A 23,945-nucleotide genomic window follows, 5' to 3' on the forward strand; every position below is an offset into this window, starting at 1 on the left:
AAGCACCTCATTCTGTTCCCCTCCAAACTCCTTAACCAATATAAATTTTAGGAGGAATACTATCATGGGAACACCATCTTATGAGTATGCTAAATTTGCTAAAATTCACCCTGATACAGGAAGATACACCAATCTAGGTTTTCAGGCCTACGTAACTTTACCTTCGTCCAAATCACTCCCACAAGGGGGATCATACATTAATGCCTATTGTGGTATGGCAGGATTTGAGTGTGGTATTTCGGTTAAATACCATTCCGATTTTAAGGATTCCAGAACTGGAACCTACCAATGGCATTGGTTCGTAAATGGTCCTGAAATAAAGAACGGTCCAATGTGCGAATACCGTGATGGCGAAAAGGTCCATATTAAGCTAGTGCGCCTGGAGGAAAATGACCACGTGCAGTTTATTGTGGACGGCGATAAGAAATTTACTTCCGCGTATGCTTATGGCGAGAACACCTTCAAAACGGATGAAACTTGCGCTCGTTTTATCATTGGATCTGAAATAACACGTTGGGATACTCTGCCGTCCAGTCTTCCGCCATGGAATCTGTCCTTCTCCAGACTTCAAATTTCTGACATGAGATTTAAAAAGGCCTCAGGTGCTTGGAAAGACGTAAATTCAGCAAATGCGACAGCAAGATTGTCTCATACTCCAGTACAAATCACACCTCCTTCACCAGTAAATTTCAACGGTGTTGACGATGATCTGGAAAATGGACGGTTTGCTGTTTCCATGAGCGTATAATAGATACAAGCTTCAGAAAATAGCGATTCGTTACCTAGCAATCACTATTTTTGAAAGCAGGTGCTAATATGGAAGATCTGTCCCTTTGGGTTAACTTGATCAGTAATGTGGGCTTTCCTATCATCATAGCCATTCTCCTATTAAGAAATTTAATGAGCAGTATACAAGAGCGCCTGGATGAATTGAACAAGACCATGAACGAGCTATTAGAAACCATAAAAAAGCAGAATAAATAAAAGAAATAAAAAATAACTCCATATTTTTTTATGGAGTTATTTTCATAATATTTCATCTCAAAATTTGAAACCATTGGAAGAAAAAATACGTTTAATAGAGTATCAAAAAGCATTGAACGAAAACATTTGTTCGTATATAATATATAAGGATACAATAAGATACAAAAAAATACAAAATTCTTATGATATGTTGCGTTATTACACGTAGCGTAATATAATCAAATAAAAGGAAATATGAGGGGGAAATAACTAACAATGGACTTCGTTTCTCTCAATGAAAGCTTTTCTCCACTACAAGAATTGCCATCTTCTCCTTTATCGCTACATGTGCATGAAATCCTTAGCGCCGAGGATGCCGACACCAAGATTGCTATGAATATTACTGACAAACCAGACTTATTCAGTTTACTTCTAGTAACAACCAATGCAAAAGAAAACTATTGGAACATGCATCTTTTTTATATGGATCAGGTAGAGAGGCATAACCAAGAGTACCGTTATCATACCTTCTCCAACAACGAGAGCATACACCTACATAATTGTCTGTCTCAGCTCTTCAAATGATAAGAAAGCAGGACTCAATTTGAGTCCTGCTCTATCCCTTTTACTCTTTGATATTCCTCTTCAATAATTCTAGTTAATAGCTCTGTAGCGGTAATTCCCAGTTTTTTAGCCGTCTCCGCTAATTCCTTTTTGATATATGCGGGAACATCGTAATGAAATTTAACTTTATTTCCATAAGCCATTTTTTAGCCCTCCTACTTTAATTCAGTTATTATTCATCACTTCCTGATATTTTTGATCAATAAGGCGAATTAATAATTGAGTAGCTGAGGTATCCTGTAGATCGGCACACTCAATGAGCTTTTCTTTCACTTCCGGAGCAAACTCATAGGGCAATTTGAGTTTTGGCTCGGACATCCTCCCCCCCATACTTTTTTCAACTTGAATCGCTTTGTTTATCATCAGTTCAAGAGAATCCTTTTCTGCATCACTAAACTCGGTATATTTTAAAAGAACCCTGGATAGGTAGGATTTCAAAGCCTTCTGATTATCCTGATTTAAAGCAATGGTTAAGGTATCATCTTGTATGTCCAACTCACAATCAAAGTTATTTCCAAACAAATTGATATTATATTTCACGATTACACTCCTTTATCAAACATTAAATTTTTGTTACTTATAATATACTTTGTTTCGTTATGTTACGCAATATTTTTTAATGAAAATACATCACAACAATTGGCATTTTCATATTATCTTTCCACCCTTTTTTTTACTCAATATTTACTTTTATTGAGTAAAAATCTTTTTCTTTACCAAAAATGCCAGTTGGATAAACGATTAATCAAATTCTTGGGCATCAGGATCCAGCAGTTTTTAATGGAAAGGCAGCTCTCTTCAAGGCATTCATCATTTTATGACCTGGTCAGGAGTTGCTAAATACGCTGCAGGAAAGAAATATATCGTCTCAAAGGCTCACCAATCGGCGAGCAAGCGAGTGACTCGCTAGGCTCCAGGATATATGATTACTGTCTGTCCTGTTTGTAAAAGTGAACATGCTGGTGCAATCCATTCATACATTGGAAGATGACATCCAGCGCATACTCTAACTGTCCCTCAAGAATCCAAGAAGAACGCTTCCCCACATACTCCCATTTCCTCTATGCTGCGTCGATTACTCTTTATCCACCTCACCGTCTATTACGGTCTCATCTGTTCAATGGACGATCACTCCACTGCTTTGGAACAATTCGGACGAACGGATAGTTAAGTAAGCACCGAAAGTCCTTCTTCATTACCTTATTTGTTGGTTGTATCTGTATCCGTTTCATAGATTACCTGCAAGCACCATTTATGTGGGCCGTTAGAGAAAGATAGAAGACTATTAGATTCAAAAATTCGTTATACTATATTGCGTAACGTAACGTAGTATAATATAATACATATAGGTGATACCCCTAATTATAAAGGAGGTTCAAAATGGAGAATTGTGTAATTGAAAATTTCCAAACCATTAGAGAATTTCAATTTATAAAATACATGGCCACCTTGATACATTTTAACTCAATGAACTATGGAAAGAAGATCCGTAATAATTGCGAAAGATTCCCAATAATTTTAGATCAACCTATTTCTTCAGAAGAACCTGATCAAACGTTATTAGATTTAGTTCCTGCTACATATCAAATCGAACAAATTCTTGATTTTGAACCATTAGAAAATCAAATTACAAATCCAAAATTGTATGCAGGGTTTGAAATGCTAACAAATCAGCAAAAAGTCATACTCAATTACTCCTATGTAAAAGAAATTAATGACACAACCATTTCTACTTTGCTTGGATTATCCCAGCAGTATGTATCAAAAGCACGCAAAAGTGCACTAAAAAAATTAAAGCTCCATTTAGAACAAGAACAATAAGAATGGCTCGTACTAGACCAATTAAGAATTTAGAGAAAAATATAGGAGGGATAACCTTGGGACAGTTAAAGGATTTAATTTTACAGGCTCAAAAAAATGATAAGGATGCCACCATGTTAATAATCGATATGTTTAATAACAAGCTACAAAAATCATTATATCAAGTACCCTTTCAAGAAAGAGAAGACTTATCCCAGGATCTGTACGTCAAGATGATTGAAGTTATTGGAAAATTCCAAGTAAAGGAGTGAATAGAGTATGATTTGGATTATTATTTTTGTATCATTAATCAGCATCATTTGTACTCTCATTGGACCGTTAGTAATACTATCTAGTAAAGTGGTAATTTCAGAGCTAACAAAGCAGCGAATCATCTTTCTCAGTGCTGGTCTTTTTTTAGCCTTAGCTACGATCGATCTTTTACCCGAAGCCTTTGAAATTAATCCGCATTCAGGTATCTATTTTGCATTAGGCATCATAGCTCTCTTTCTAATAAATGGATCTCATTATCACTGTTCTATTCATTCTGTTCATTCCACTCACATTAATAAAACTACATTTTGGGCTTTCTTATCCATTGTACTCCTTCACTCTTTTTTCGATGGCTTTAGCGTGATTTCTTTATTCCATACAGAGACATACACTGGTATTGCCGTTTTAATCAGTTTATTACTTCACAAATTTCCGGAAGGTCTAGCAGTCGCTTCATTCCTGATTTTTATGCTTGAGGATAAAAGAAAAGTCTTTATTAGTCTTTCTATTATTATTTTCTTTAACCTAATCGGCAGCATCTTCAGTATATTTTTGATTCAGTCTATAGAAATGCTCCAGTATAACATAAGCATAATTCTATCAATTACAGCTGGATTTTTCGTATTCATTTCTTGCGTAGAAATTCTACCTATGCTAAATGAAAAAAAAACAACAATGAATAAATTTTATGTTATTTTGGGATTCGGTACTATTCTCGTCTTACATGTATTACTCCATTAGTGCTCATTAAATAATCCCATTACTGAACCATCCCCCAGATCATACGCATCCAGTCCTTTTTATGGTAAAATTAACATTACAATCAAAACTATATAGGGGGAATCAAATATGAGAAAATTCATTTACCTTCTGACATCCGCGATATTGTTAACAACAGCAATAGGTTGTTCAAATCAAGATCCAGCTACTACTTCAAACAACTCAGAACAGAAGACTAACAACACCACGATTGCTCAGGAAAATAAAAATGATTCAGACATCCAGAGTGTTACAGAAGTTGCTACGCAATTTAAACTTACTGAATTTGAAGTAAATGACTACAAAAAAACGATTACACCTGACTGGGTGGAGCAAAGAAAAAGTAAATTAGAACCTCTAATGACAACAAGTTTTTTAAAAAAACAAGCTGACAATCGGAGAATTGCTCTTCCCCTAGAATTAGCTTCCCTTGAAAAAACAAATTTAACACTTGAAGACCTCAAAATCCAAGAGAAAAATGCAACAAAAGAATCCATGGAAATAACTTATTCGGGAAATCTTGTTTTGAAGGATAAAAACGAAAAAATTCCTTTAGAAGGCCAACTCACCTTCTTAAAAGAAAATGATACGTGGAAAGTTAATAACGATATCTACAATGTAGAGAAGCTTCAAGAAGTCTTAGATAAGCATAAGTAAAAATAAAGATGGTATCCCTTACTCTCAGGGATACCATCTTTATTTCTATCTATAGTTTTTTGTACAATTGTCTATTTAACTATCAACCTTAATCAATTTTTTTGAATATAGCTCTCTGAATCTTAGGTAAAAAATTTTAAGACTTTGGTTGTTATTTTCATTACTCACGCTTCTTTAATAAGTATAAGGGATATCACTTCCCTTATAAACAAAATGATTAAAGGAGAGATTTTTATGCCAGAAGCAGTATGTAGTTATTTCGGTGGAGATCATCAAATGCGCCCTCAAGGATTTGCCTTTTTGGCTGATCAAAACAACAACCGTATTTCTTGGGGCCAAACACCAGGTCTTTACAAATGTAAATGTGGTGATCGTTTCATCTCTGAAGGTTCGCCTGAAGCTGGTGGTGTTATTGGTAACTATGTTACAGAAGGTGGTATCATTGGTGCTGCCACTGTTGAGGGCGTTGGGGTACTGAAAATAAACAAAAGCCTCGTCCGTTACACAAGTAGTCGAACATTGTCTGGATTTCGCTTCTTGCAATAATGCAAACGTATATTTAGAAAAAGAGCCGATGCGAAACTTCGGCTCTTTTTCTATTTTTAACCTTATTTTACCCACATATGTTATAATAAACATTTAATACAAAGGAGGTGCGTGATTATGGATTTTAGAAATCCACCTAATCAATATGACCCTGAAGCACATAAAAGAAAACACGAAGAGCAAGAACAAAGATACTTATCAGGAAAATTCGGATTTTTACGTAATGCAGTAAACTTGCTAATTGTAGTCGGTATTTTTGCAGTCATTATTTTGCTTATCAAATTGTTTTGATATTGGCGCAATGTAATGTGCGTTCGTGGTGTTTTTTTGCCCACCTTAATTAATCTTTCAAGGATCCTTCGCTCCATGGGCCGCGACGATAGCAAGCACCTGGAATATGAAGCACCTTGGCTGGGGTCACTTTCTTCCGCTCTAGTTAAATAGCCGGCCCAGCTGTGCGTACTGGCCCTTAGGTGGCAAGAGCCTCCGTCTAAGGGCCAGTAGCATAAGCCTGCTCCCTAGTCTTGTCCTGCCCGATCTCTTGCTCACCTATCTGGAAGCTAACCGCTTGCTTCTAAACTGGTTTTAATGAAAAAGGGATGACCTAGATTGCTCTAGAAACACCAACTGCTTCTATCCAAATGCCTACTATGCCATTTTGGACGAAAGACTTCAAATCTGGATTTTTCCGACATCAAATTTACGACCAAGTATACTGGTCGTTTTTTGAATGAAATAGCCAGCTGAAGGAGCTGGCACGAGATTCTCAGAACACAAACAATTAGCCGTGGAAAAATGTCAGGCGTAGGTAGCCTTTTTATGTTGCTAATTTGCTAGGTTGCATCTATAATTATGAGTATTAAAAAATATATACCTAATTATCTTTGCTAACATTAGTAAGCAAAGAAGAAGAGCAGTTCTCCAACAGAGCTGCATTTGATAAGCTGATGAATACCAAATTGGAAGTTATAAAGCATTTTATTTACACTGCCAACCTTTGGAATGGTGCGAAGAAACAGAATCTTACAGATTAAGCACAAGTCTATTTTTTCGTGTCTTATTTAGGCATGTTCAAAAAGGCTTTTTTTGCTTACAGCCGATTGTAGAGGGCAGTCATGCCACTATAGTCGGCTTTTTTAATATACTGGTTACTTTGGTACAACTCGCAAACGCTAATAGTTAGAGGTATATAACATAAAAATTATGGTATTTTGACGGGTTTTATGAAGAAAAAAATGGTCGTATAACGATGAATTCTGCATTTTTTGTTTAGGTTTGACCGTCGAAGTGACCTATCGAGTTTTTTGATTATCCACATATTTATAGCCAATACCATAACTCCACCACAAAGTCGCTTGCGACTATAAATGGTTGAAAAAGTGGAGTGCGACTTAGCGCATTGCCGGGCGCTGATCGCAGTTTTTCAATCGGCACAAAATGATCTAACCCGAAGGATCAGACGCGTTCTTGATGTAGGACACCACAAATCTATTTAAATTTGAAAGGAGTTTTGTTACATGCAATACAACATTAATGAACTTATTCAATTCGCCTTTATCTGGGCAACACACGTAGACTGGAGCGGAGCAATAAACAACACCTTCGATTGGCTCGACAAAGCTATTGTTGTTATTGAACTTGTTCTTGTCGCAAAGACACACAATAGGGACACGTCTCCTAAAGATCATCAAACTTCCCCGGAAGAAGGAAGAAAGCGAAATAGCCCTTATCGAAATCGAAAAGGGATGCGCAAAAGATAAATGTTGTTCAGAAAACAACAGATCAAGAGCTGTTGTTTTGTCTGTACCAAACATTTCGTTGGCTGCGTTTCAGCTCACATAAGCAACCGATTTGGGCACGGTTAATTATCTTGGCTACTACAAGTACAAAAGCCTATGCTCCAATCCATTTAACATTTATTGACATGACATATGTATTTCATTTTCAAATAAGACATTTTATTGAATAATAATTCATTGTGTGGTGGGGTAAATAGTTTTGCATAGAACGTCACCTATTATAAAACAAAAAAAGACCAGCTAAGAAGCTGGTCAAGGTAACTATAAATACGTATGCCTAACTTATGCCCCACCGATATAACCTTGAGTAGAAATTAAACCAGAAGTTTGATGTTGCTCAAATGGCAACTGTGCTGATGCTACAAACATCAGTACAAAACTAACTGCTAAAAAGAAAACCATCTTTTTTTTCATTTCTTTCCCACACCTCCAGAAACATACTTTGATACTGAGCGAGTGTTTCAGGGTCTGCGTGAACCCTGAAACGTTCAAACAAACCTGAGCAGTTGGAAATAAGTAGTACATTATTTATTTTAACGGATTTTTCAAAAGCGTCCATAAGACATTTAAAACCGTATGGATATTCTCCTCTAAACAACTTGTATTTAGCGAGTTTGTACCAAAAACGAGCGTATTCGTCTGATAATACCTGCTGAGTGTAAATATCTGTAGATTCGGGTTCACGGTATGCTGCGATTTGAGATTCAAAGCGGTCTAAAATATGGTCAATGTCTAAGTTGTATCGATTAGCCGCTTCAACAACGTTCAGAAGTTCGGCAAAGATTTCTTTTTCACCGGATATATACTCTACATAATCCGGCAACACACTAACATCTCCAGACATAAGCCTGTTTACGTACGTATTAATTTTAGCCCAACCTTGGAATAATCCCAACCAATGTTGTGATTCCGAATCTTTTTCTTTTACCCAACTTAAATCAGTATGAGCCTTCAGGTGTTTTAAACCTTGTTCATAATTACCTCTTGCATCACAGGCATATGCACACAATAGATCTCCGTAAGCTATGTATACAAACGGTGGTCTGCTTGGCCTCTTATGGGATTCTTGTTTCATGCCATAACGAAGCTTTGCTCTTTCTCTCATCATCTGAGCAAACTCATATACTTTATCCCACTGGCCCAATGCTCGATATAAGTTAGCTAAGTCTTTTAAAGCATCCAATTGGTCTACTTCATCCAAACGATCAATAAAAGGCTCAAATCTAGCAGCAATCTGAAGATTTTGAATCTGATCTTCCCCAATTCCGATCGTAAACAAGCGATACTGACAGATTGCCAAGCGCTCTGAATGCTGATGTTTTTCACTCTCGGCTACTTTTTCATACAGATAAGCCGCCGTATCCTTGTATCCTTTTTGAAACGAATCCTCCGCTAGTTCAAAAAGCAACGGGGTATAAGCAGGATTATCCAATAACATACTGACAACTCGCTGTACACAATCTAACCGATTAAGTTCAACACATCGGTATAAGAACGGGCTTATTTTTCGCCAGTTGAGTGAAAAATCTTCAATACACTCTTCTATAAAACGTTCGTAAAAATAATCCGGTGGTAAATTCATTCCCATAGTAATACTGTCCAGTTGGTGAACAGATATAGAACGATTTCCTGTCACAATGCCACTAATAGTACCTACGTTTAGATCAATGATGTGACCGAACTCGGTCATAGTTAAGTCTTTCTGTTTTAAGTATTTTACTATTTCTGCCCGAATCGTAGGTGTGTTTTCCATGATAAACCACCCTTTCAGCACGAACTTAGAATGTGCAAATTTAATAAAATTCGAAAATAGAAATTCTGTAATATAATTAAATATTTTACATTCACGATAATACCATCTTTTGGAACAACAATAAATACTTATATTAGGAGAACATTGGATGATGTACGCAAAAATGACAAGGAATTTAGACACCCTTGGTAGACTTGTAATTCCCAAAGGGGTACTCATTACATGTGACATTTTTTCGAATGACTCAGTAAAATTTCTCGTAGATGAAGAAACGAGTACAATTTCCCTAAAAAAGTACATTGGACAGTCATGTAAATTTTGTCAGTCCACCGAGGAGTTAAGTTACTTTAAGGGTTCTCTTATTTGTAAAAGCTGTACCTATATGCTCAAGATTCCTTCTACAAATAAGCAGGTTTTACAACCAAAAGAGATTATGGTCCAAATGCTCTTAGATTTACATGAAAAGTATCCGACTGCCACACAACAGGAATATGCTGATATGTTGGGTATATCAAAGTCCCGTGTAAGACAGCTCATACCAAAAATGTTTAGCCCCACCGAGAGAGATAGATTAGGAGATTAAAGTTGGTTTCAACACATTTAGTCTGAAGGAGGGTATCAATTGAAGAATACAGGTATGAAACGTCCCTTAGATACGTTAGGCCGGATTGTTATTCCCATAGAAATCCGGAACACAACGGGGATTGAGATTGGCGATCCATTAGAATTTTATATGGACAATGAAAAAGGTTTTTTAGGGATAGGAAAGTATAACGGGGTTGCCTGTAAATTGTGCAATTCGGCTCAGGATTTAAGCTATTTCAAAAGCTCTCTTTTATGTAGGCAGTGTATACTCGAAATGAAGGGGAACGTAGGTGTTACTCTCATTCCCGCTCCTCCTGTTAGAGAAAAACCTAAAGAATCTAGAATCCATCGGTCTACATTACAATTGCTTAAAGGTCTACGGCAGCTTATGAAAGAATATCCAAAAGCCAAGCAAAGCGAATATGCCGAATGGCTTGGCGTGTCACAAGGCCGAATATCTCAGCTAAAAAAATTATTATAGGTTATCGTTCTGATTTTGGAACGTATACTTAGTTGACCGTCTGCTGTAAACATAAAAAAAGGTCTGAACAGGTAAGGCATAAGCATTCACCACCTATTCAGACCTTTTAATTAAACTATACAAGCTCTATACTGAATCAGCCTTGAATTATCATTTGGGTTCTTCTTCTATTTTCAGTCTGGTTTCTCCCAGCAACCCTCCATCTGCTGACGCCTGAAGCAACAACTCACCAGCCACATAACCGGATTGTATAACAACGAGACACCTTCCCCTGTGTGTTCGTCTCTCATTCCCCTTGAAGAATTCATCGCTGGTGAGATTACCATTGTCTATTCCAAGGATACGACCATCTCCCTGCAGTTTAAAGATTACATCAAAATCCTGGTTAGGTACGATGATCCCGTTTGGGTCTATGACCGTTACTTCCACATGAGATATCTCATGCCCATCAGCAGGTAGAACCGTCCGATCGGCCTCCAACTTTAGAGCATAAGGAGCCCCGGCAGTGGTCAGTTCATGCTCACAAACCTTCTCGTTTCCATTGCGACCCACAGCTCGGATTTTGCCCGGTGTATAGGGAAGCTCCCATAGGATTAAATGATTAGGGTAATCCACTAGCTTCCTCTCACCGTATGATTCATCATTCACGATCAATTCCACACTCTCACAATTAGTGAAAGTAACCAACCGTATCAATTTTCCACCGTATTCAGGAAATGTCCAGTGATCTTCCATAGCCGGAGATTTCCAGTGCATCGTCCATGTCGGATTAAATTCCGATTTCATATGTTCGTTAAATGCGGCTATGTGCACAATAGGCTGATCAGACCATAAACTTTGTTGGAGATAAGATACTGGTTTGCGGAATCCGCAAGTATCAATCAGACCCGAAGACCACCCTTTGGAGGGATAGCTCGTTTCTCCCAAATAGTCAATTCCACTCCAAACAAATTGACCGATCACATAATCACGATTAGCGACATCAAACCAAGGATTTAGGGGCAAATAACCTTTAACACGGTTATCCTTACCCCGATAGTATGGGAATGTTTCTGTTCCAAGGATAAGCGTATCCGGCATGGCCGCTCTATAGTGCTCATACCACTGCTCCTGATAGTTTACCCCCAGAACATCCACTCGTTGTCCCAGCTGTTTGGTATGCTCCACTTTGGCCTCAATCGAACCCTCACGCAAGCTGATTGGTGTATTATGCGGCTCAAGTGCACATGTAACTGGTCGAGTCGGGTCTTTTTCATGGCAGAAACCCACAAGTTGCTCCAACATTTTGAGCATGGATGGCTGACCTTGATTCTCCACTTCATTCCCAACGCTCCACATGAAAACACTGGGATGGTTCCTGTCTCTGAGCAACATTGCTTCCAGATCTTTTTCCCACCACTCATCATATAAATGCTCATAGAAAAGAGACTTCCATTTGTCAAAAGCTTCATCAACCACCAAGAACCCCATCTGATCACATAAATCTAATAATTCGGGCGCCATCGGGTTATGAGCAAAACGAATCGAGTTACAGCCCATTTCTTTCAGCCTCTGCAGCCTTCTCTTCATGGCTGTATCATGGTAAGCAGCCCCCAGACAGCCTAAATCATGGTGAATGCACACTCCCTTTAGCTTTAAGCTGTGCCCATTCAGAAATAAACCTTTTTGAGTGTCCAGCTTCACTTCTCTTATACCAAAAGGAGTACAATAACGATCCACCTCTGTATTGTCGCAATAGATCGTCGTCTGGGCTTCGTAGAGCACTGGGTTGTCCGGTGACCATAGTTCTGGCTCTAAAACTTGCGCTTTTTGCTCTATTTCCCTCGTTTCACAGCCCAAAAGAGTTACTCGGTTTTCCACTTTTCCTTTGATCTGTCCCTGTGGGTCCAGCATTTCAGTCATAATCGTACACTCTACGGCATGCGCGTGATGATTAGTGACCTGGATTCTGGCAGTCACCTTGGCTTCATCTGGCGAAATTTCAGGTGTGGTAATGTAAGTCCCCCATTCGGTTATATGAATATAATCCGTACAAATCAGCCAAACATTACGATAAATACCGGCCCCCGAATACCATCTATCAGGTGAAAGAATCGTATTGTCCACTTTGACGGCAATCACATTCTCCTCATCCCACCGAATATATGGAGTCAAATCATATTGAAAGCTAACATATCCATAGGGTCGCTTGCCCACAAAATGCCCATTGATCCAAACCTCACTGTTACTGTGAATGCCATCAAATTGTATGTATACGCGCTGTTTTGGAGAGGAGGGCTTCACATTAAAATGCTTTCTGTACCACCCGACAGACCATCTCGGCAAATAAGCTTGATTGCCACCATACAGCATATGCGGATCAAAGGACTTTTCAATGCTCCAATCATGAGGGACTTGAAGGAGCCGCCAATGCTCATCGTTATAGTCCATTTTCTCAGCACCTGCATAATTACCTTCTATAAATTTCCAATCTATTTTGAATGGCATAATCACTCTGCTTCCCATCATCTTGCCTCCATTTCATAAAGTGGATGAACGGATATAACAACAGTGCGGGATGACCATCACAAAAGACGTGTTCTCATTACAATATTTGATACACCGGGCGATCTTCTATAAAGTGTACGGGGAGCATTGGAAATTGGGCGGAAAGTACATCTGCGAGATACTTCATCCCAGGTGCTTCACTTTCAGCATGTCCCAGCATGATAAGTGCTTTACTTTGCCCTTGATAGACAGCATCTTTAACATATTCTGGTGTTTCCCATTCTGGGCCCTCACCGGCAATGACTAAATCCACATTTTCATTTAGAAATAATGGAATGGCTAGTTCACCACCTCCCCTGTATCCTACTGAGATTCCCACTCGTTCACATGGCATGGAAACCTCGCCAGCCACCCGTACATAACGAATATGTAGTTTGGCTTTGATATATTCAGCGATCTCCTTAACCTCCATAGCCGGAATAGTCAAAATGGCGGCCGTCGGCTGCTGTTTCACAATGTAGTTGTGCCAGCTAAGCGCCTGAAGAAGCCCAACCATCACTCCATCCGGTTGATAACGATGTATGGCGTCATGAAACCGATAAATGCCTATACCTGCATCGGCAATGAGGCGAGATTTTTGCAAAAAAACAGGATCATATAGTAAACATTCATGCATTCTCTGATGACTATAAAAGATGCCTTCATGCGTAATGATAAAATTTGCACCTAGAGAAATAGCTTGTTCTATCACATACTGCGAAGCTGAGAAAGCGGTTACAATTCCTTGCACCTCAGTATCTATATATCCTGGGTCCAGTAGATCTACGGTGGTGTTGGGTATGCTTATTCCCTTGGTCAGATGATTCACAATCTGACCCATAGTCATGGTCATACACGTTCCCTCCTCATGGATAATGCATATCAATTGTACCATTTTATTTCAATCATAAGTGCTATTCTTTCTAGCAAAATAGCCAGTTCCAAAGGAGCCAGCTGTTTTACGAATGGTTCTATTATTTATACAGAACTCCTAAAATGGAGTCGATTCGTTCTTTTGCTCCTTGCCAGGATGTCATGACGGGGAACTCATATTGCTCTCTTACTCTCAGATTCCATGGATGAGGAATGCAAAGCACCTTTTTCCCCTCCTCTAGCGCAGGCACTAAATTATGAGGACCATCATCAATCAGGAGATCATAGTTAATCAGGTTCTTTCGTTTACATGGGAAAAAGTTCTCAATCGGAATGAATGGCATATGTCTTTGAAGCCAGTTCCATTTCTCTAGGACGGTCTTGGGTTCTGCCGCTGTCACAATAATGACATCAAAAGCATTGCAAAGCTTCTCCATCTCTTCTACAACATACTCGTCATACAGTTCAAGTTCCTCAAACAAACCCGGTCGCCCATAAAATACATCATGCGTGCTCTTGGGATGACGTAGATGATCAGTATTCCAATCTAACATTTCTTCATACCGAAGCGGATGAGTGGGAAATTCACTATTGTTATGGTATATGGCTCGTTTGACGAGATGACAGATGGTATCGTCCATATCGACTGCAATGATTGGTTTTCTCATCAGCTTGCCCCTATTCACTCTGGTAAAATTTTTCACAAGAATATCATACTATAATTTAATATCGCGGTGAAGCTTAGGTATTGCTGGCCGATTACATCTCGCCTTTATTCAAGATAATTAGCCAAGTACAACGTTAGGTTTATCTACATAAATCAGATATATTAAAGCAAAAAAGTTATGTTAGTTTTATTAAAATAAACTAAATTTCAAACAAATATAAGCAATAAATACAATGATACCATAGAAAATCTCACTTAAATAATAAATCTATGTGTTTATGATTAGAAAACACAAAAAATAACTAAAAAAATCAATTGAATAACAAAAACTCAAATGATAGAATAACAAAAATAACTTTTCTCCAAATTGAAAACGCTTAATTTGTGTTTAGCTTACTGCTATTTACACACTTACATACCTACTTCATCTCTGTATAGCAGGAAGTTGAATAATATATTTAGGGAGGAATAAAAATGAAGGCATTGTTAAGAAAAGCATTATTGTCTGGACTGGTCGGCTTGCTCATCATGATTGGTTTAGGAGGAGTTTTCTCCAAGGTAGAAGCTGCTTCAGGATTTTATGTAAGCGGTACCAAATTGTATGATTCTACAGGCAAGCCATTTGTTATGAGAGGCGTCAATCATGCTCACACATGGTACAAAAATGATCTTTATACAGCTATCCCGGCAATTGCCCAGACAGGTGCTAATACCGTCCGAATTGTCCTTTCTAACGGAAACCAGTACACCAAGGATGACATTAATTCCGTGAAAAATATTATCTCTCTAGTCACGAGTTACAAAATGATTGCTGTGCTTGAAGTTCATGACGCTACAGGCAAAGACGACTATGCGTCTTTGGATGCAGCTGTGAACTACTGGATTAGCATAAAGGATGCTCTGATCGGCAAGGAAGACCGGGTTATCGTAAACATTGCGAACGAATGGTATGGTTCTTGGAATGGAAGTGGTTGGGCTGATGGATACAAGCAAGCGATTCCCAAGTTGAGAAACGCAGGTATCAAAAATACGCTCATCGTCGATTGTGCCGGATGGGGACAATATCCTCAGTCTATCAATGACTTTGGCAAATCTGTATTTGCAGCTGATTCTTTGAAGAATACGGTATTCTCCATCCATATGTATGAGTTCGCGGGTAAAGATGTTCAAACTGTTCGAACCAATATTGATAACGTTCTGAATCAAGGACTTCCTCTGATTATTGGTGAATTTGGCGGTTACCACCAGGGAGCAGACGTCGACGAGACAGAAATCATGAGATATGGCCAATCCAAAGGAGTAGGCTGGTTAGCCTGGTCCTGGTATGGTAATAGTTCCAACCTTTCCTACCTTGATCTTGTAACAGGACCTAATGGCAATCTGACGGATTGGGGAAAAACTGTAGTTAACGGAAGCAACGGCATCAAACAAACATCGAAAAAAGCCAGTATCTACTAAAAACACATTAAGAAAATAAAAAATACTCATGTATTCACTGGCCCCTTACTTTATGTGAAATTAGTCTGGAAAGGAATCACCATGTAACCTTCTGGGTTATATGGTGATTTTGATTTCATATACAGGCACAAGGCTAACCGAACCGATATCTACAATACTTTCCTTTGTCGTCTCTTTCCAGCCAGCCATGGTCGTACTGCTATTGAGAACCTTACCTTTTCGAATGGAAGAAACATATACGTACAACCCTTGCTCGATGAGCCGATGCTCAAATGCTTTCAAACCTATTTCCCAGGTCGTATGGTTGCAGAAATTATCGTTGATCAGTTCGCCATCAATAAAAGCATAACCGATATCTCCAGTATAATGGATACGCAGCAGAGCTTCCTTGATTCCGTGAAAGGCATCTAATTCGAAATCAAGGGTAAATTTATCGTTATTTATCCTTTTCAAATTGAAATGAATTTCTTTCTTAGGAGCCTTTAAACGATATGTTTTGAATACATTGTTTTCTGTTATTTCAAGCAGTTCTCCACCGGAAATCGATGTGAATGAGGCGTCAAAATCCGGGAATACACTCAGGGTTACCATTTCTTGGTCCGTTGATTCCAGCCTTAGATCGCCCTCAGATACAAGTACATTGGCATTTGTCAAAATGACTCTGTCCCGGCCTTGCATGTTTACCTTCCAAAATGTAAGACTTTGCTCATCAGTCATCGTATAGATGGCAACTTTTTGACCACTTTCAGATACCAGATGGATGAGACTATCCTCCTCTTCAGCAACCTTAATGATCGTGTTCCCATCCAATTGCTCTATCGAACCTTTGTCGATTGTGGCACTGATTATATCTTTTGACTCCATTACATACCTTCCTTGCATGCCCTCTGGTACAAAGAAAAAATAATATGCTTCTCCATCCTCTTCTATCCTTGTTATCAGCTGTGCCGTAGCATATTTGAGTTTCATTCCATCTAAATTGAAGTTAAATGGCAATATGGCAAAACTATCACGTCCTAACGTCAGTTCACCTTGGCTAGGGATTACAATTGTTTCCTCGGGTAGCTCAATACTCACATTAAAATCGCACAGGTCGTAATTTTCGACATGGTCTTGAAAATTATTTAGAAACAGGTAACCCGATCCGGCACTGGATCGCACTGCATATCGTAACGTATCCACATCATAAGGGTCCATCTGGGACGTATCCCCTGGCAGAATTGTCTTTGTTAGTGAGAATTGCTTTTGGAACGTTGAAAAAAAGTAATGCTGCAGCTTTGTTCTTTGGTATGATTCCCTTACTTGGCCGAATTCGCCGATCATAGCGTTGAAATCATAGGATATTTTAGGAGTGGCTAGATCATTTGTGAACGGGTTAACCTTACCTCGAGGATTGGAACCCCCATGATACATGTAGTATCCGATCAGGTTACAGCCTTCTGCAACCTTCATGACAGTCATCGCTGGAACACTGCGGTAGGGAAATGCGAATCGATATTTATAAAACTGAACCATGCCGCCACCCATTTCACAGCAAGCGTACGGATAGTCTTCAGGCGCGTATTGAGGCTCAAAATTGTAGCTCTTTGGAATCTTGTTATTATGCTTGTCTCGGAAAATGTATTCCGGTGTCGCAGGATGCTCGTTCATCCCCTCCAACCGTCCCTCTTCGTAGTAGATCCATGGCCAATAGGCATACCCGCCCCATAATGGCAGCATATCAGGTACAGGAGTTGTCGCTCCTCCCCATCCTGTGCACGTATAGATCGGAGTATCAATCCCTGCTTCCAGAGCTATTTCTTTAAGTTTTAACATATGCGAGTTACCGTCACTTCCACTGTTTAACCACATATCATTAATTCCTACAGTCAAGGCCCACTGGGCAGATGAATGATTATGCTCGTTTTCGATTTGGGTGCCGATAATTGGCCCCCCCTCCTTATATAACAACCCTTTAACCTGGGTACCGATTTCGTTATACATTCTTCTTGTATAGAACAGATACCCCTCATCATTAGAACGAACCTCAAATGGTCGACCAAATAACCAATCTGGCATACCGCCGTTTCGAATTTCCCCATGATCAAAGGGGCCGATCCGAATCATGGAGTATACCTGATGCTTGCCGCACAACTCGATGAAACGACGAAGATTTTTGTTCCCACTCCAATCAAAAATACCTTCAACTTCTTCATGTAGGTTCCAAAAAATATAAGTGGCAATGATGTTTACGCCGCCCATTTTTATTTTAATAATTTCGTCTTCCCAATAGCGTTCATCATAACGGGCATAATGGAATTCACCACAAATACCGAAAAAGGGCTCTCCATCCTTCTCCATAAAATAGTTGGTGAATCCGATTTCCTCTCCTTTGGGATTGGTGCCGCCAAGTTTGATATGTCCTTTAACAATATGCTTTTGATCGTCTTTGACTGTAACCCGATAGTTTCTCATGGAGTTCACTCCCCTCACTCGTTAATCTGAATTCAAGATAAATTGATTCCATTTGCGCTGCCAAGCGATATCATTCCAGAATGGATGATGGGGAGCACAGTTAGAGCAGAGGGTCATTCCCCAGAACCCAAGTGCCATTCCTTTTCGCAACACATATTCAGCGATAAATTTGCCGACTGGGCCTTCTTCAAATTGGGCATACAGCGGCGTATAGCCTACATAACCTTCTCCTATGACTATTGGAATACCGGAATGACGAGTCCATTCATGAATTTCTTCTAAACGGGTGTCGGCCTTCTGCAACATGGCAATTTTATGGTCTCCATACCGATCGTACAAAAATAAATCCCATTGGTCGGGATCTACCCAGTCGTGTAAATAAATAAGCCTCATGCCGACTGGATTGCCTTCCATCCGCCAATTCTGCTCCGGAGGCAGGGTCCACTTTGCAAATGGAGGAGCATCTTCTCTTAATAGGGATTGTACGAATGGATTGGGGAACGGCGCCAACTCATCATAAAGCCCTGCCGCTTCCATAAGCTCATTGAGCACCCCTTTAATATAAAGATGAAAATGGGCAACCTGCATATTGCGCGCGACGTAAGCTTTAGGGTAGGCTTCATTTAACGTATAGCTTGCCGTCATCATAATATCGGGATGACATTGGCGAAGATATTCAATCGCTTCTTCTACATAGGGCTGCATGGCTTCAATAAGCGCTGGTACATTCGTTTCGGCTATGCCTTCAGACGTCCCAACAGCGTTTAACTGCCCAAATTCCACTTCGTTATGCAACTCTGTATAGATGATCTGGTTCCTATAGCCTTCTGCTGTGACGAAACGGATCAACTGATCCATTGATTTTGCAATGGCCATGAATCTCTCCTTAGGAGGTATTGCAGCTAATTCATCTCTAAGCTCAGCATGAGCCAGAAAGCTGGGACTCTGCTGATATTCCCAAGAGGATAACATAATGTAACAGTTATGAGCCTTTGCTTGTTTAAACAGTTCAAGTAAATGAGCATGCCCGTCCAGCACTGCGCCGCCACGACAGTTATACCAACGCGTACGCTGACCTACTTCCCCAAGGTTAGCAAACTCCAAGGGTCCAGGACGTTTGCCATCCGCTGTAAACAACATGAATGGCATAGCACATATTCGGATCGTATTGTACCCTCTTTCGACCGCTTCTTTAAAACGGGCTTCAAGATCGCTGTAGGGCTCACCTTCTTGCGTCATTGTATACCAAGAAAAGTCCCACATGGTGATCGTCAATTTGCGCGGTACATTTCTCATGAGATTACTCATTTGATTTCCCCTCCCAGCTCCAGTCCATATGGTTCAATGCTCCTTGATGGTTAGCTTCCAGCTTAAGCACCGATTCAAAATGCAAGATAGCTTCGTCCTGTCGTCCTAATCCAAGCAAACCAAGTGCTTTCATATAAGTACAATGAACCTGATTACGATTATTCAGGTCATCTTCAAAGATGAGAAAGTCGGGTAACGAAACCGCAAAATAATCCATTTTCACGGGTTCGAACAAGTGCCTTTCGGCGTAATCAATGAGCTTGTTGAATCGACGATTGCCTTCCTTCGCATAACCAAGTTTCTGCCAGGCCAATCCTTGGTAAAATATCATATCCGGCTGTTGATCGTTATAATACATGGCGTTAATGGGTTCCCCCTGTCCTTGAGAGGCCGTGGAAAAAGCCTGCCTTGCCTCATCTGTTAATTTCAATAGTTCATACGCGCAGCCCAAATAATAGTAGATATCGTTATCTCGGGAACCCTCTAGCTTACCTTCGCCAAGATTCTCTGGATACACTAAAGCCTCCCGCAGCCCTTTTACAGCCTGCTCAATCTGCCCAGACCTCAGGTCGGACTTCGCAAGCTCTACCTTGGCAAGCCTATACTGTCCAGTTACCTTCCCCTCTCCGCCTTCCCATGGATGAAATATTCTCCCTGTCAGCAAGGACAACGCTATTTTATGCTGCTTCATCGTATTGTGAACGGTTACATATTCCAAAAACAGATCATCGCGAAGCTTTATGATTCCCGGATAACTCTCCATTAGGTTCAATCTGTCGTTGGGCTTGATGTTCAGCTTCTTATACAGCTGGTCAAGCTCATAAAGAACACGCGCGTCTGAAGTATTGCACGCAAAGGCCTGCTCTAACGAATGGCGAGCCTTCTTTACTTGGCCTTGTTTGTTAAAATATCCAAGAGCAAGATTACGGTGAACAACGGGGTAAGTATCGTCAATGGAACGAGACGTTTCCCAGCTGGAAATGGCATCCCAATGCCGTTTCTTGTCATAGAGTAAATTACCTAAGTAATAATGCGCCTTTCCATCCCCCGGTCTCGTTCGAATTGCAAATTGTAACACATCCAACTCCAACAGACTGTTAGGAAAGCAGTAGTCGGGAACTGCAACTGCGGCCTGCGCGAGAGCATTATTCGCCTGCTCATACTTGCCGATTTTAGCATAGCAGAAGGCCTGAACGTAATACAGCATAGGGTATGTTTTCGCCTGCTCTGGAGCTTCTTCCAACACACATACTGCATCCTCATAGAGTCCCGCCGCTGCATAGTCCGATGCTACTGCTATATAATTATGCACATCTCCACGCATCCATTTTTCCAGCTCTTCGAAGACCGTTTTAGCATCATCTCGTAACCCGAGAGCCTCTAATGATAATGCTTGCTCACGGTAAGCTCCAAAATCGGCGATATCGAGCTTAATTGTTTCCTTGGAATAGGCTATTGCCGCTTCGTAGCTGCCAAGCTTACGAAGAATAGCCGACTTCAGGTTGCGTGCTTTGTAGTTGCGAGCATTTCGGATTATCGAACGCTCCACCAGCTCCAACGCTTCTTCATAGTTCCCTTTTTCTGTCGCAATCTGTGCCAGTGAGAAATACCCGCTGTCTTGCCATGCTGCACTCCATACTGATTTATAAAATGCAGCGAACGCCTCATCCATCCGCTCTTGGTATTTTAGCGACAAGCCAAGCTGGTAGTAGGCCTCACCGTCATAGGGATTAGAGTTACGCCAGGTTACCCGCGAGATAGCTTTACGAAAGCACTCTTCACTTTCTGAATACAACCCTCTACGAAGAAGCAACGTACCATATGCCACATTTATGCGGCTGTCATTTTTATCTCTTTTCAGGCCCTCAAGATAATACGCCTCGGGTTCAAAGGTAGCATGACGGTATTGCTCCAAGTGTTGTCCTGCTAAATATAATTCTTCGTTCGTTCTTAATTCCTCCGGTTCTGGCAGGGGGGCGGCAGCAGCCGGCATCTGTTCAACTTCCTTTTTCTTCGGCTGATAGCTAATCAACTCCCTTCCGGTCGCGTCTTTGACGGTTAAGCATAGTTCATAATCCTCATCCTCAGCCAAAATAACTGTCTTCTGCATAAAGGCCTTATTAGGTGTCAGATCTAAGGTTTCTTGGATATAAACTTTCCGCTGACTACTTAATTCCACAACAGCGTCACGAAATGACGAAGTTACATAGACTCCAATCTGTGCTGTCCCTTCGCTGCGATTTAATTCCAAATTAACGGCTGCGTCAATTGAAGCGTTTTTGACAATACCAATATGTTTGTAAGGCATAAAATACTGCGAGAACGATTTTTCTTCATACGGCTGAAGCCAAGTGAAATCTGGTTGGTTATCGGTATATACCCCCGTCATCAACTCGATGTAGGGGCCGTCTTCGTCTGTTAGATTCCGGTCCCATGCTTGGCCGAATTCGCCATTTCCCCATGTCCATTGCTTTTTTCCGGGAGAGATGTGATGGTTAGCCACATGCAAAAGCCCGGCTTGTTTCATATGGTCGTAACCACCTATGAAATTGTAATCCGATTTATAGGCCATATATGAAGTGGGGACAGGAATATTTTTGTATCGGGAGATATCTACGCCTTCAGAATAATCCATTTTATAATAAGTGCCTGTAGCGATCGGGAAACGGGATACATCTCGCTTTCCATGGTCGAACACGGCTGATACGTCTGGAGGAAAAACAGATTGTGTGTGCTCATGTACCGCTACGGCTGGATTGGCCCACCATAGAAACGTTTGAGGCTCGGCAGTCCGGTTGTATAGCTGGGCCCCAACTTTAAGGTATGCTTTATCCGGTTGGAGTGTAAATCCAGCTGTTACTTTCGTGCCGAACATACGATCAATTTCGCTCACCCATACCGTTGCGCTTCCGTCCTCATGTTCTTCCAACTTGTATTCAACGGGTCCGTAAGTGTTGGGACGGTGATGCTGCGGCCAGTTGAACTCAATGCCTCCAGATATCCACGGCCCCAATAAGCCCACAAGCGCTGGTTTGATGACCCTGTTATAATAAACAAAATCGTAACCGTTGGTCTTGTCGACCGCACGATAAATGCGGCCTCCCAGTTCCGGCATGATCTCAATGCGTAAATATTTATTTTCCAGAAAAACCATTTGGTAATTTTCAAGCTTCTTCTCATCCTCAATTTTATCAATTACTGGATGCGGATACACTCGACCAGAACTTCCCTGATAGACACGTTTCTCCAGAAACATTGGATTTTTGTCGGGTTTGCCAATTCCATATGTGGGGATGTGCACGGTTTCCTCCCACACGCGTGCCTTAGCGTCGAAGATGCTCAATTCCATCACTCCCTCATAGTCGCTCTTATATTCAGAGCTTACAAGTAAGCGACATTACAGACAATTGACAATCCACTGTTTATGATGGATTATATACGTATTTCATCATTAGAGCCGCCTAAGGCTAGGAGATGGATAGATTATGAATAAGAAAGCTGATGGATTTGAGGGTGAAAAGTTATATGTCCTTCCACCCTATATGCTGGATAAATTAAATATGAATCCGCTTACAAAAAATCTATATATTACGGACATAGGCTGCTTCAGCCATGCCCGCCATCATTTTCGTGAAAGAATGCACGGATGTGACTCTCATATATTCATCTACTGTGCCAGCGGAAAAGGTTGGATACGAACAAAGGATGGCCTAACGATTGACATGACGGAGCGAAGCTTTGCGTACATTCCCAGGGACATGCCACATGCTTATGGGGCTGACGATGGAGATCCTTGGACGATTTACTGGTTTCATCTTAAAGGGGACCAAGCTGATGATTTTATGGCATTATTCGAGCCTTTTAAAACGTATATTTCGATGGCCGCCAGTGATGAAGTCAAACTACTGGAGCTATTTCATCAGTGTTACGACCTTTTACTGAACAAATCATACTCCATCATACATTTAGTTCAAGTATCGCAAACTGTCCGTTATCTGCTGAGTTTTGTTGTATCGGTTGCATTTCGCAAGGAAGACAGTACGTACCAGAGTCATGTGGATAAGGCAACACGCTATATGAGTGAACAATTGGAATCCACCGTTTCGCTTGAGGAGCTTAGTCGGCATGTTCAGGTATCCAAGCAGCATCTGAACTTGATATTCAAACAATCCACCGGCTACTCTCCTGTCGATTACTATTTAAGAATGAAGATACAGAGGGCCAGTCAGCTTTTGGATTTGACGAATGCTTCTATTAAAGAAATTAGCATACAACTCGGTTTTAGGGACCCTTACTACTTCTCCAGGCTATTCAAAAAAATAATGGGTTGCTCTCCTCTGGAGTATCGAAATAATTTGAAGGGTTGATCTATGTTCATCAGGAGCGTTCAAATTTGCTTCTATCGGGCTACCGCAAGGT

Annotated in this window: 21 protein-coding genes; 11 read left to right on the forward strand and 10 right to left on the reverse strand. The window is 40.5% G+C overall.

Annotated elements, in window-relative coordinates:
• The first annotated feature begins 64 nt into the window (after nucleotides 1–64).
• Nucleotides 65–748, forward strand: a complete 684-nt coding sequence (locus GRP75_RS04645) for a hypothetical protein (protein WP_076161359.1) — start codon at nucleotides 65–67, stop codon at nucleotides 746–748.
• Between the two features lie 814 nt (nucleotides 749–1,562).
• On the opposite strand, the gene GRP75_RS29130 is transcribed toward GRP75_RS04645, so the two are convergent.
• Nucleotides 1,563–1,730, reverse strand: coding sequence for a hypothetical protein (locus tag GRP75_RS29130; protein WP_179085415.1), 168 nt, complete (start codon nucleotides 1,728–1,730; stop codon nucleotides 1,563–1,565).
• 22 nt (nucleotides 1,731–1,752) lie between these two features.
• Nucleotides 1,753–2,127 (reverse strand): hypothetical protein, encoded by a 375-nt coding sequence (locus GRP75_RS04655; protein ID WP_076161350.1) that lies wholly within the window; start codon nucleotides 2,125–2,127, stop codon nucleotides 1,753–1,755.
• Nucleotides 2,128–2,967: 840 nt separating this feature from the next.
• Between GRP75_RS04655 and GRP75_RS04660 the strand changes: the two genes are divergently transcribed.
• From GRP75_RS04660 to GRP75_RS04690, 7 genes are all read left to right on the forward strand, one after another.
• Nucleotides 2,968–3,408: a sigma-70 RNA polymerase sigma factor region 4 domain-containing protein gene (locus GRP75_RS04660; RefSeq protein WP_076161268.1), complete on the forward strand. Its 441-nt coding sequence runs from the start codon at nucleotides 2,968–2,970 to the stop codon at nucleotides 3,406–3,408.
• 56 nt (nucleotides 3,409–3,464) lie between these two features.
• Nucleotides 3,465–3,659, forward strand: coding sequence for a helix-turn-helix domain-containing protein (locus GRP75_RS04665; RefSeq protein WP_076161272.1), 195 nt, complete (start codon nucleotides 3,465–3,467; stop codon nucleotides 3,657–3,659).
• A 7-nt stretch (nucleotides 3,660–3,666) separates the two neighbouring features.
• Entirely contained in the window at nucleotides 3,667–4,401 is a 735-nt protein-coding gene (locus GRP75_RS04670) for a ZIP family metal transporter (RefSeq protein ID WP_076161281.1), read from the forward strand.
• Between the two features lie 108 nt (nucleotides 4,402–4,509).
• Nucleotides 4,510–5,076 (forward strand): hypothetical protein, encoded by a 567-nt coding sequence (locus tag GRP75_RS04675; RefSeq protein WP_076161287.1) that lies wholly within the window; start codon nucleotides 4,510–4,512, stop codon nucleotides 5,074–5,076.
• Between the two features lie 234 nt (nucleotides 5,077–5,310).
• Nucleotides 5,311–5,622 (forward strand): hypothetical protein, encoded by a 312-nt coding sequence (locus GRP75_RS04680; protein ID WP_076161292.1) that lies wholly within the window; start codon nucleotides 5,311–5,313, stop codon nucleotides 5,620–5,622.
• Between the two features lie 117 nt (nucleotides 5,623–5,739).
• Nucleotides 5,740–5,913 (forward strand): hypothetical protein, encoded by a 174-nt coding sequence (locus GRP75_RS04685; protein WP_160788715.1) that lies wholly within the window; start codon nucleotides 5,740–5,742, stop codon nucleotides 5,911–5,913.
• A 1,226-nt stretch (nucleotides 5,914–7,139) separates the two neighbouring features.
• On the forward strand, nucleotides 7,140–7,382 hold the full coding sequence (locus tag GRP75_RS04690) for a hypothetical protein (protein ID WP_160788716.1): 243 nt from the start codon (nucleotides 7,140–7,142) through the stop codon (nucleotides 7,380–7,382).
• Nucleotides 7,383–7,703: 321 nt separating this feature from the next.
• Here the strand turns inward: GRP75_RS04690 and GRP75_RS30250 are convergent, their stop codons facing one another.
• Both GRP75_RS30250 and GRP75_RS04695 read right to left on the reverse strand, forming a co-directional pair.
• Complete coding sequence (locus GRP75_RS30250; protein WP_256715730.1) at nucleotides 7,704–7,835, reverse strand: hypothetical protein; 132 nt, start codon at nucleotides 7,833–7,835, stop codon at nucleotides 7,704–7,706.
• Complete coding sequence (locus GRP75_RS04695) at nucleotides 7,801–9,174, reverse strand: helix-turn-helix domain-containing protein (protein ID WP_076161299.1); 1,374 nt, start codon at nucleotides 9,172–9,174, stop codon at nucleotides 7,801–7,803. Before GRP75_RS04695 ends, GRP75_RS30250 begins: the two co-directional genes overlap by 35 nt.
• 622 nt (nucleotides 9,175–9,796) lie before the next feature.
• Between GRP75_RS04695 and GRP75_RS04700 the strand changes: the two genes are divergently transcribed.
• Entirely contained in the window at nucleotides 9,797–10,240 is a 444-nt protein-coding gene (locus GRP75_RS04700; RefSeq protein ID WP_160788717.1) for an AbrB/MazE/SpoVT family DNA-binding domain-containing protein, read from the forward strand.
• A 150-nt stretch (nucleotides 10,241–10,390) separates the two neighbouring features.
• Here GRP75_RS04700 and GRP75_RS04705 read toward each other — a convergent pair whose 3' ends face one another.
• The 3 genes from GRP75_RS04705 to GRP75_RS04715 form a co-directional block, all read right to left on the reverse strand.
• The gene (locus GRP75_RS04705) at nucleotides 10,391–12,745 is read right to left on the reverse strand and encodes a glycoside hydrolase family 2 TIM barrel-domain containing protein (RefSeq protein ID WP_160788735.1); all 2,355 of its coding nucleotides are present in this window, start codon (nucleotides 12,743–12,745) and stop codon (nucleotides 10,391–10,393) included.
• Between the two features lie 79 nt (nucleotides 12,746–12,824).
• Nucleotides 12,825–13,619, reverse strand: coding sequence for a Nif3-like dinuclear metal center hexameric protein (locus GRP75_RS04710; protein WP_069079793.1), 795 nt, complete (start codon nucleotides 13,617–13,619; stop codon nucleotides 12,825–12,827).
• Between the two features lie 121 nt (nucleotides 13,620–13,740).
• Nucleotides 13,741–14,307, reverse strand: a complete 567-nt coding sequence (locus tag GRP75_RS04715; protein WP_160788718.1) for a 5' nucleotidase, NT5C type — start codon at nucleotides 14,305–14,307, stop codon at nucleotides 13,741–13,743.
• A gap of 473 nt (nucleotides 14,308–14,780) precedes the next feature.
• Between GRP75_RS04715 and GRP75_RS04720 the strand changes: the two genes are divergently transcribed.
• Nucleotides 14,781–15,764 (forward strand): glycoside hydrolase family 5 protein, encoded by a 984-nt coding sequence (locus tag GRP75_RS04720; protein ID WP_160788719.1) that lies wholly within the window; start codon nucleotides 14,781–14,783, stop codon nucleotides 15,762–15,764.
• Nucleotides 15,765–15,860: 96 nt separating this feature from the next.
• Here GRP75_RS04720 and GRP75_RS04725 read toward each other — a convergent pair whose 3' ends face one another.
• The 3 genes from GRP75_RS04725 to GRP75_RS04735 are packed head-to-tail and all read right to left on the reverse strand — an operon-like array spanning nucleotide 15,861 to nucleotide 22,875.
• The gene (locus tag GRP75_RS04725; RefSeq protein WP_160788720.1) at nucleotides 15,861–18,218 is read right to left on the reverse strand and encodes a beta-galactosidase; all 2,358 of its coding nucleotides are present in this window, start codon (nucleotides 18,216–18,218) and stop codon (nucleotides 15,861–15,863) included.
• 21 nt (nucleotides 18,219–18,239) lie between these two features.
• Complete coding sequence (locus tag GRP75_RS04730; RefSeq protein WP_028541090.1) at nucleotides 18,240–19,526, reverse strand: cellulase-like family protein; 1,287 nt, start codon at nucleotides 19,524–19,526, stop codon at nucleotides 18,240–18,242.
• Nucleotides 19,519–22,875, reverse strand: a complete 3,357-nt coding sequence (locus GRP75_RS04735; protein WP_160788721.1) for a DUF5107 domain-containing protein — start codon at nucleotides 22,873–22,875, stop codon at nucleotides 19,519–19,521. Before GRP75_RS04735 ends, GRP75_RS04730 begins: the two co-directional genes overlap by 8 nt.
• 136 nt (nucleotides 22,876–23,011) lie before the next feature.
• Between GRP75_RS04735 and GRP75_RS04740 the strand changes: the two genes are divergently transcribed.
• Complete coding sequence (locus GRP75_RS04740; RefSeq protein ID WP_160788722.1) at nucleotides 23,012–23,893, forward strand: AraC family transcriptional regulator; 882 nt, start codon at nucleotides 23,012–23,014, stop codon at nucleotides 23,891–23,893.
• The last annotated feature ends 52 nt before the right edge of the window (nucleotides 23,894–23,945 follow it).

Origin of the sequence: Paenibacillus sp. OT2-17 (genome assembly GCF_009827695.1) — a bacterium.
GTDB lineage: Bacteria > Bacillota > Bacilli > Paenibacillales > Paenibacillaceae > Paenibacillus > Paenibacillus polymyxa_B.

What these genes read in the sequence shown, in the direction of transcription:
- GRP75_RS04645 (WP_076161359.1), top strand. Translation starts at nt 65, where the DNA reads ATGGGAACACCATCTTATGAGTATGCTAAATTTGCTAAAATTCACCCT.
- GRP75_RS29130 (WP_179085415.1), bottom strand. Translation starts at nt 1,730, where the DNA reads ATGGCTTATGGAAATAAAGTTAAATTTCATTACGATGTTCCCGCATAT.
- GRP75_RS04660 (WP_076161268.1), top strand. Translation starts at nt 2,968, where the DNA reads ATGGAGAATTGTGTAATTGAAAATTTCCAAACCATTAGAGAATTTCAA.
- GRP75_RS04670 (WP_076161281.1), top strand. Translation starts at nt 3,667, where the DNA reads ATGATTTGGATTATTATTTTTGTATCATTAATCAGCATCATTTGTACT.
- GRP75_RS04675 (WP_076161287.1), top strand. Translation starts at nt 4,510, where the DNA reads ATGAGAAAATTCATTTACCTTCTGACATCCGCGATATTGTTAACAACA.
- GRP75_RS04680 (WP_076161292.1), top strand. Translation starts at nt 5,311, where the DNA reads ATGCCAGAAGCAGTATGTAGTTATTTCGGTGGAGATCATCAAATGCGC.
- GRP75_RS04685 (WP_160788715.1), top strand. Translation starts at nt 5,740, where the DNA reads ATGGATTTTAGAAATCCACCTAATCAATATGACCCTGAAGCACATAAA.
- GRP75_RS04690 (WP_160788716.1), top strand. Translation starts at nt 7,140, where the DNA reads ATGCAATACAACATTAATGAACTTATTCAATTCGCCTTTATCTGGGCA.
- GRP75_RS30250 (WP_256715730.1), bottom strand. Translation starts at nt 7,835, where the DNA reads ATGAAAAAAAAGATGGTTTTCTTTTTAGCAGTTAGTTTTGTACTGATG.
- GRP75_RS04695 (WP_076161299.1), bottom strand. Translation starts at nt 9,174, where the DNA reads ATGGAAAACACACCTACGATTCGGGCAGAAATAGTAAAATACTTAAAA.
- GRP75_RS04705 (WP_160788735.1), bottom strand. Translation starts at nt 12,745, where the DNA reads ATGGGAAGCAGAGTGATTATGCCATTCAAAATAGATTGGAAATTTATA.
- GRP75_RS04710 (WP_069079793.1), bottom strand. Translation starts at nt 13,619, where the DNA reads ATGACCATGACTATGGGTCAGATTGTGAATCATCTGACCAAGGGAATA.
- GRP75_RS04715 (WP_160788718.1), bottom strand. Translation starts at nt 14,307, where the DNA reads ATGAGAAAACCAATCATTGCAGTCGATATGGACGATACCATCTGTCAT.
- GRP75_RS04720 (WP_160788719.1), top strand. Translation starts at nt 14,781, where the DNA reads ATGAAGGCATTGTTAAGAAAAGCATTATTGTCTGGACTGGTCGGCTTG.
- GRP75_RS04725 (WP_160788720.1), bottom strand. Translation starts at nt 18,218, where the DNA reads ATGAGAAACTATCGGGTTACAGTCAAAGACGATCAAAAGCATATTGTT.
- GRP75_RS04730 (WP_028541090.1), bottom strand. Translation starts at nt 19,526, where the DNA reads ATGAGTAATCTCATGAGAAATGTACCGCGCAAATTGACGATCACCATG.
- GRP75_RS04735 (WP_160788721.1), bottom strand. Translation starts at nt 22,875, where the DNA reads ATGGAATTGAGCATCTTCGACGCTAAGGCACGCGTGTGGGAGGAAACC.
- GRP75_RS04740 (WP_160788722.1), top strand. Translation starts at nt 23,012, where the DNA reads ATGAATAAGAAAGCTGATGGATTTGAGGGTGAAAAGTTATATGTCCTT.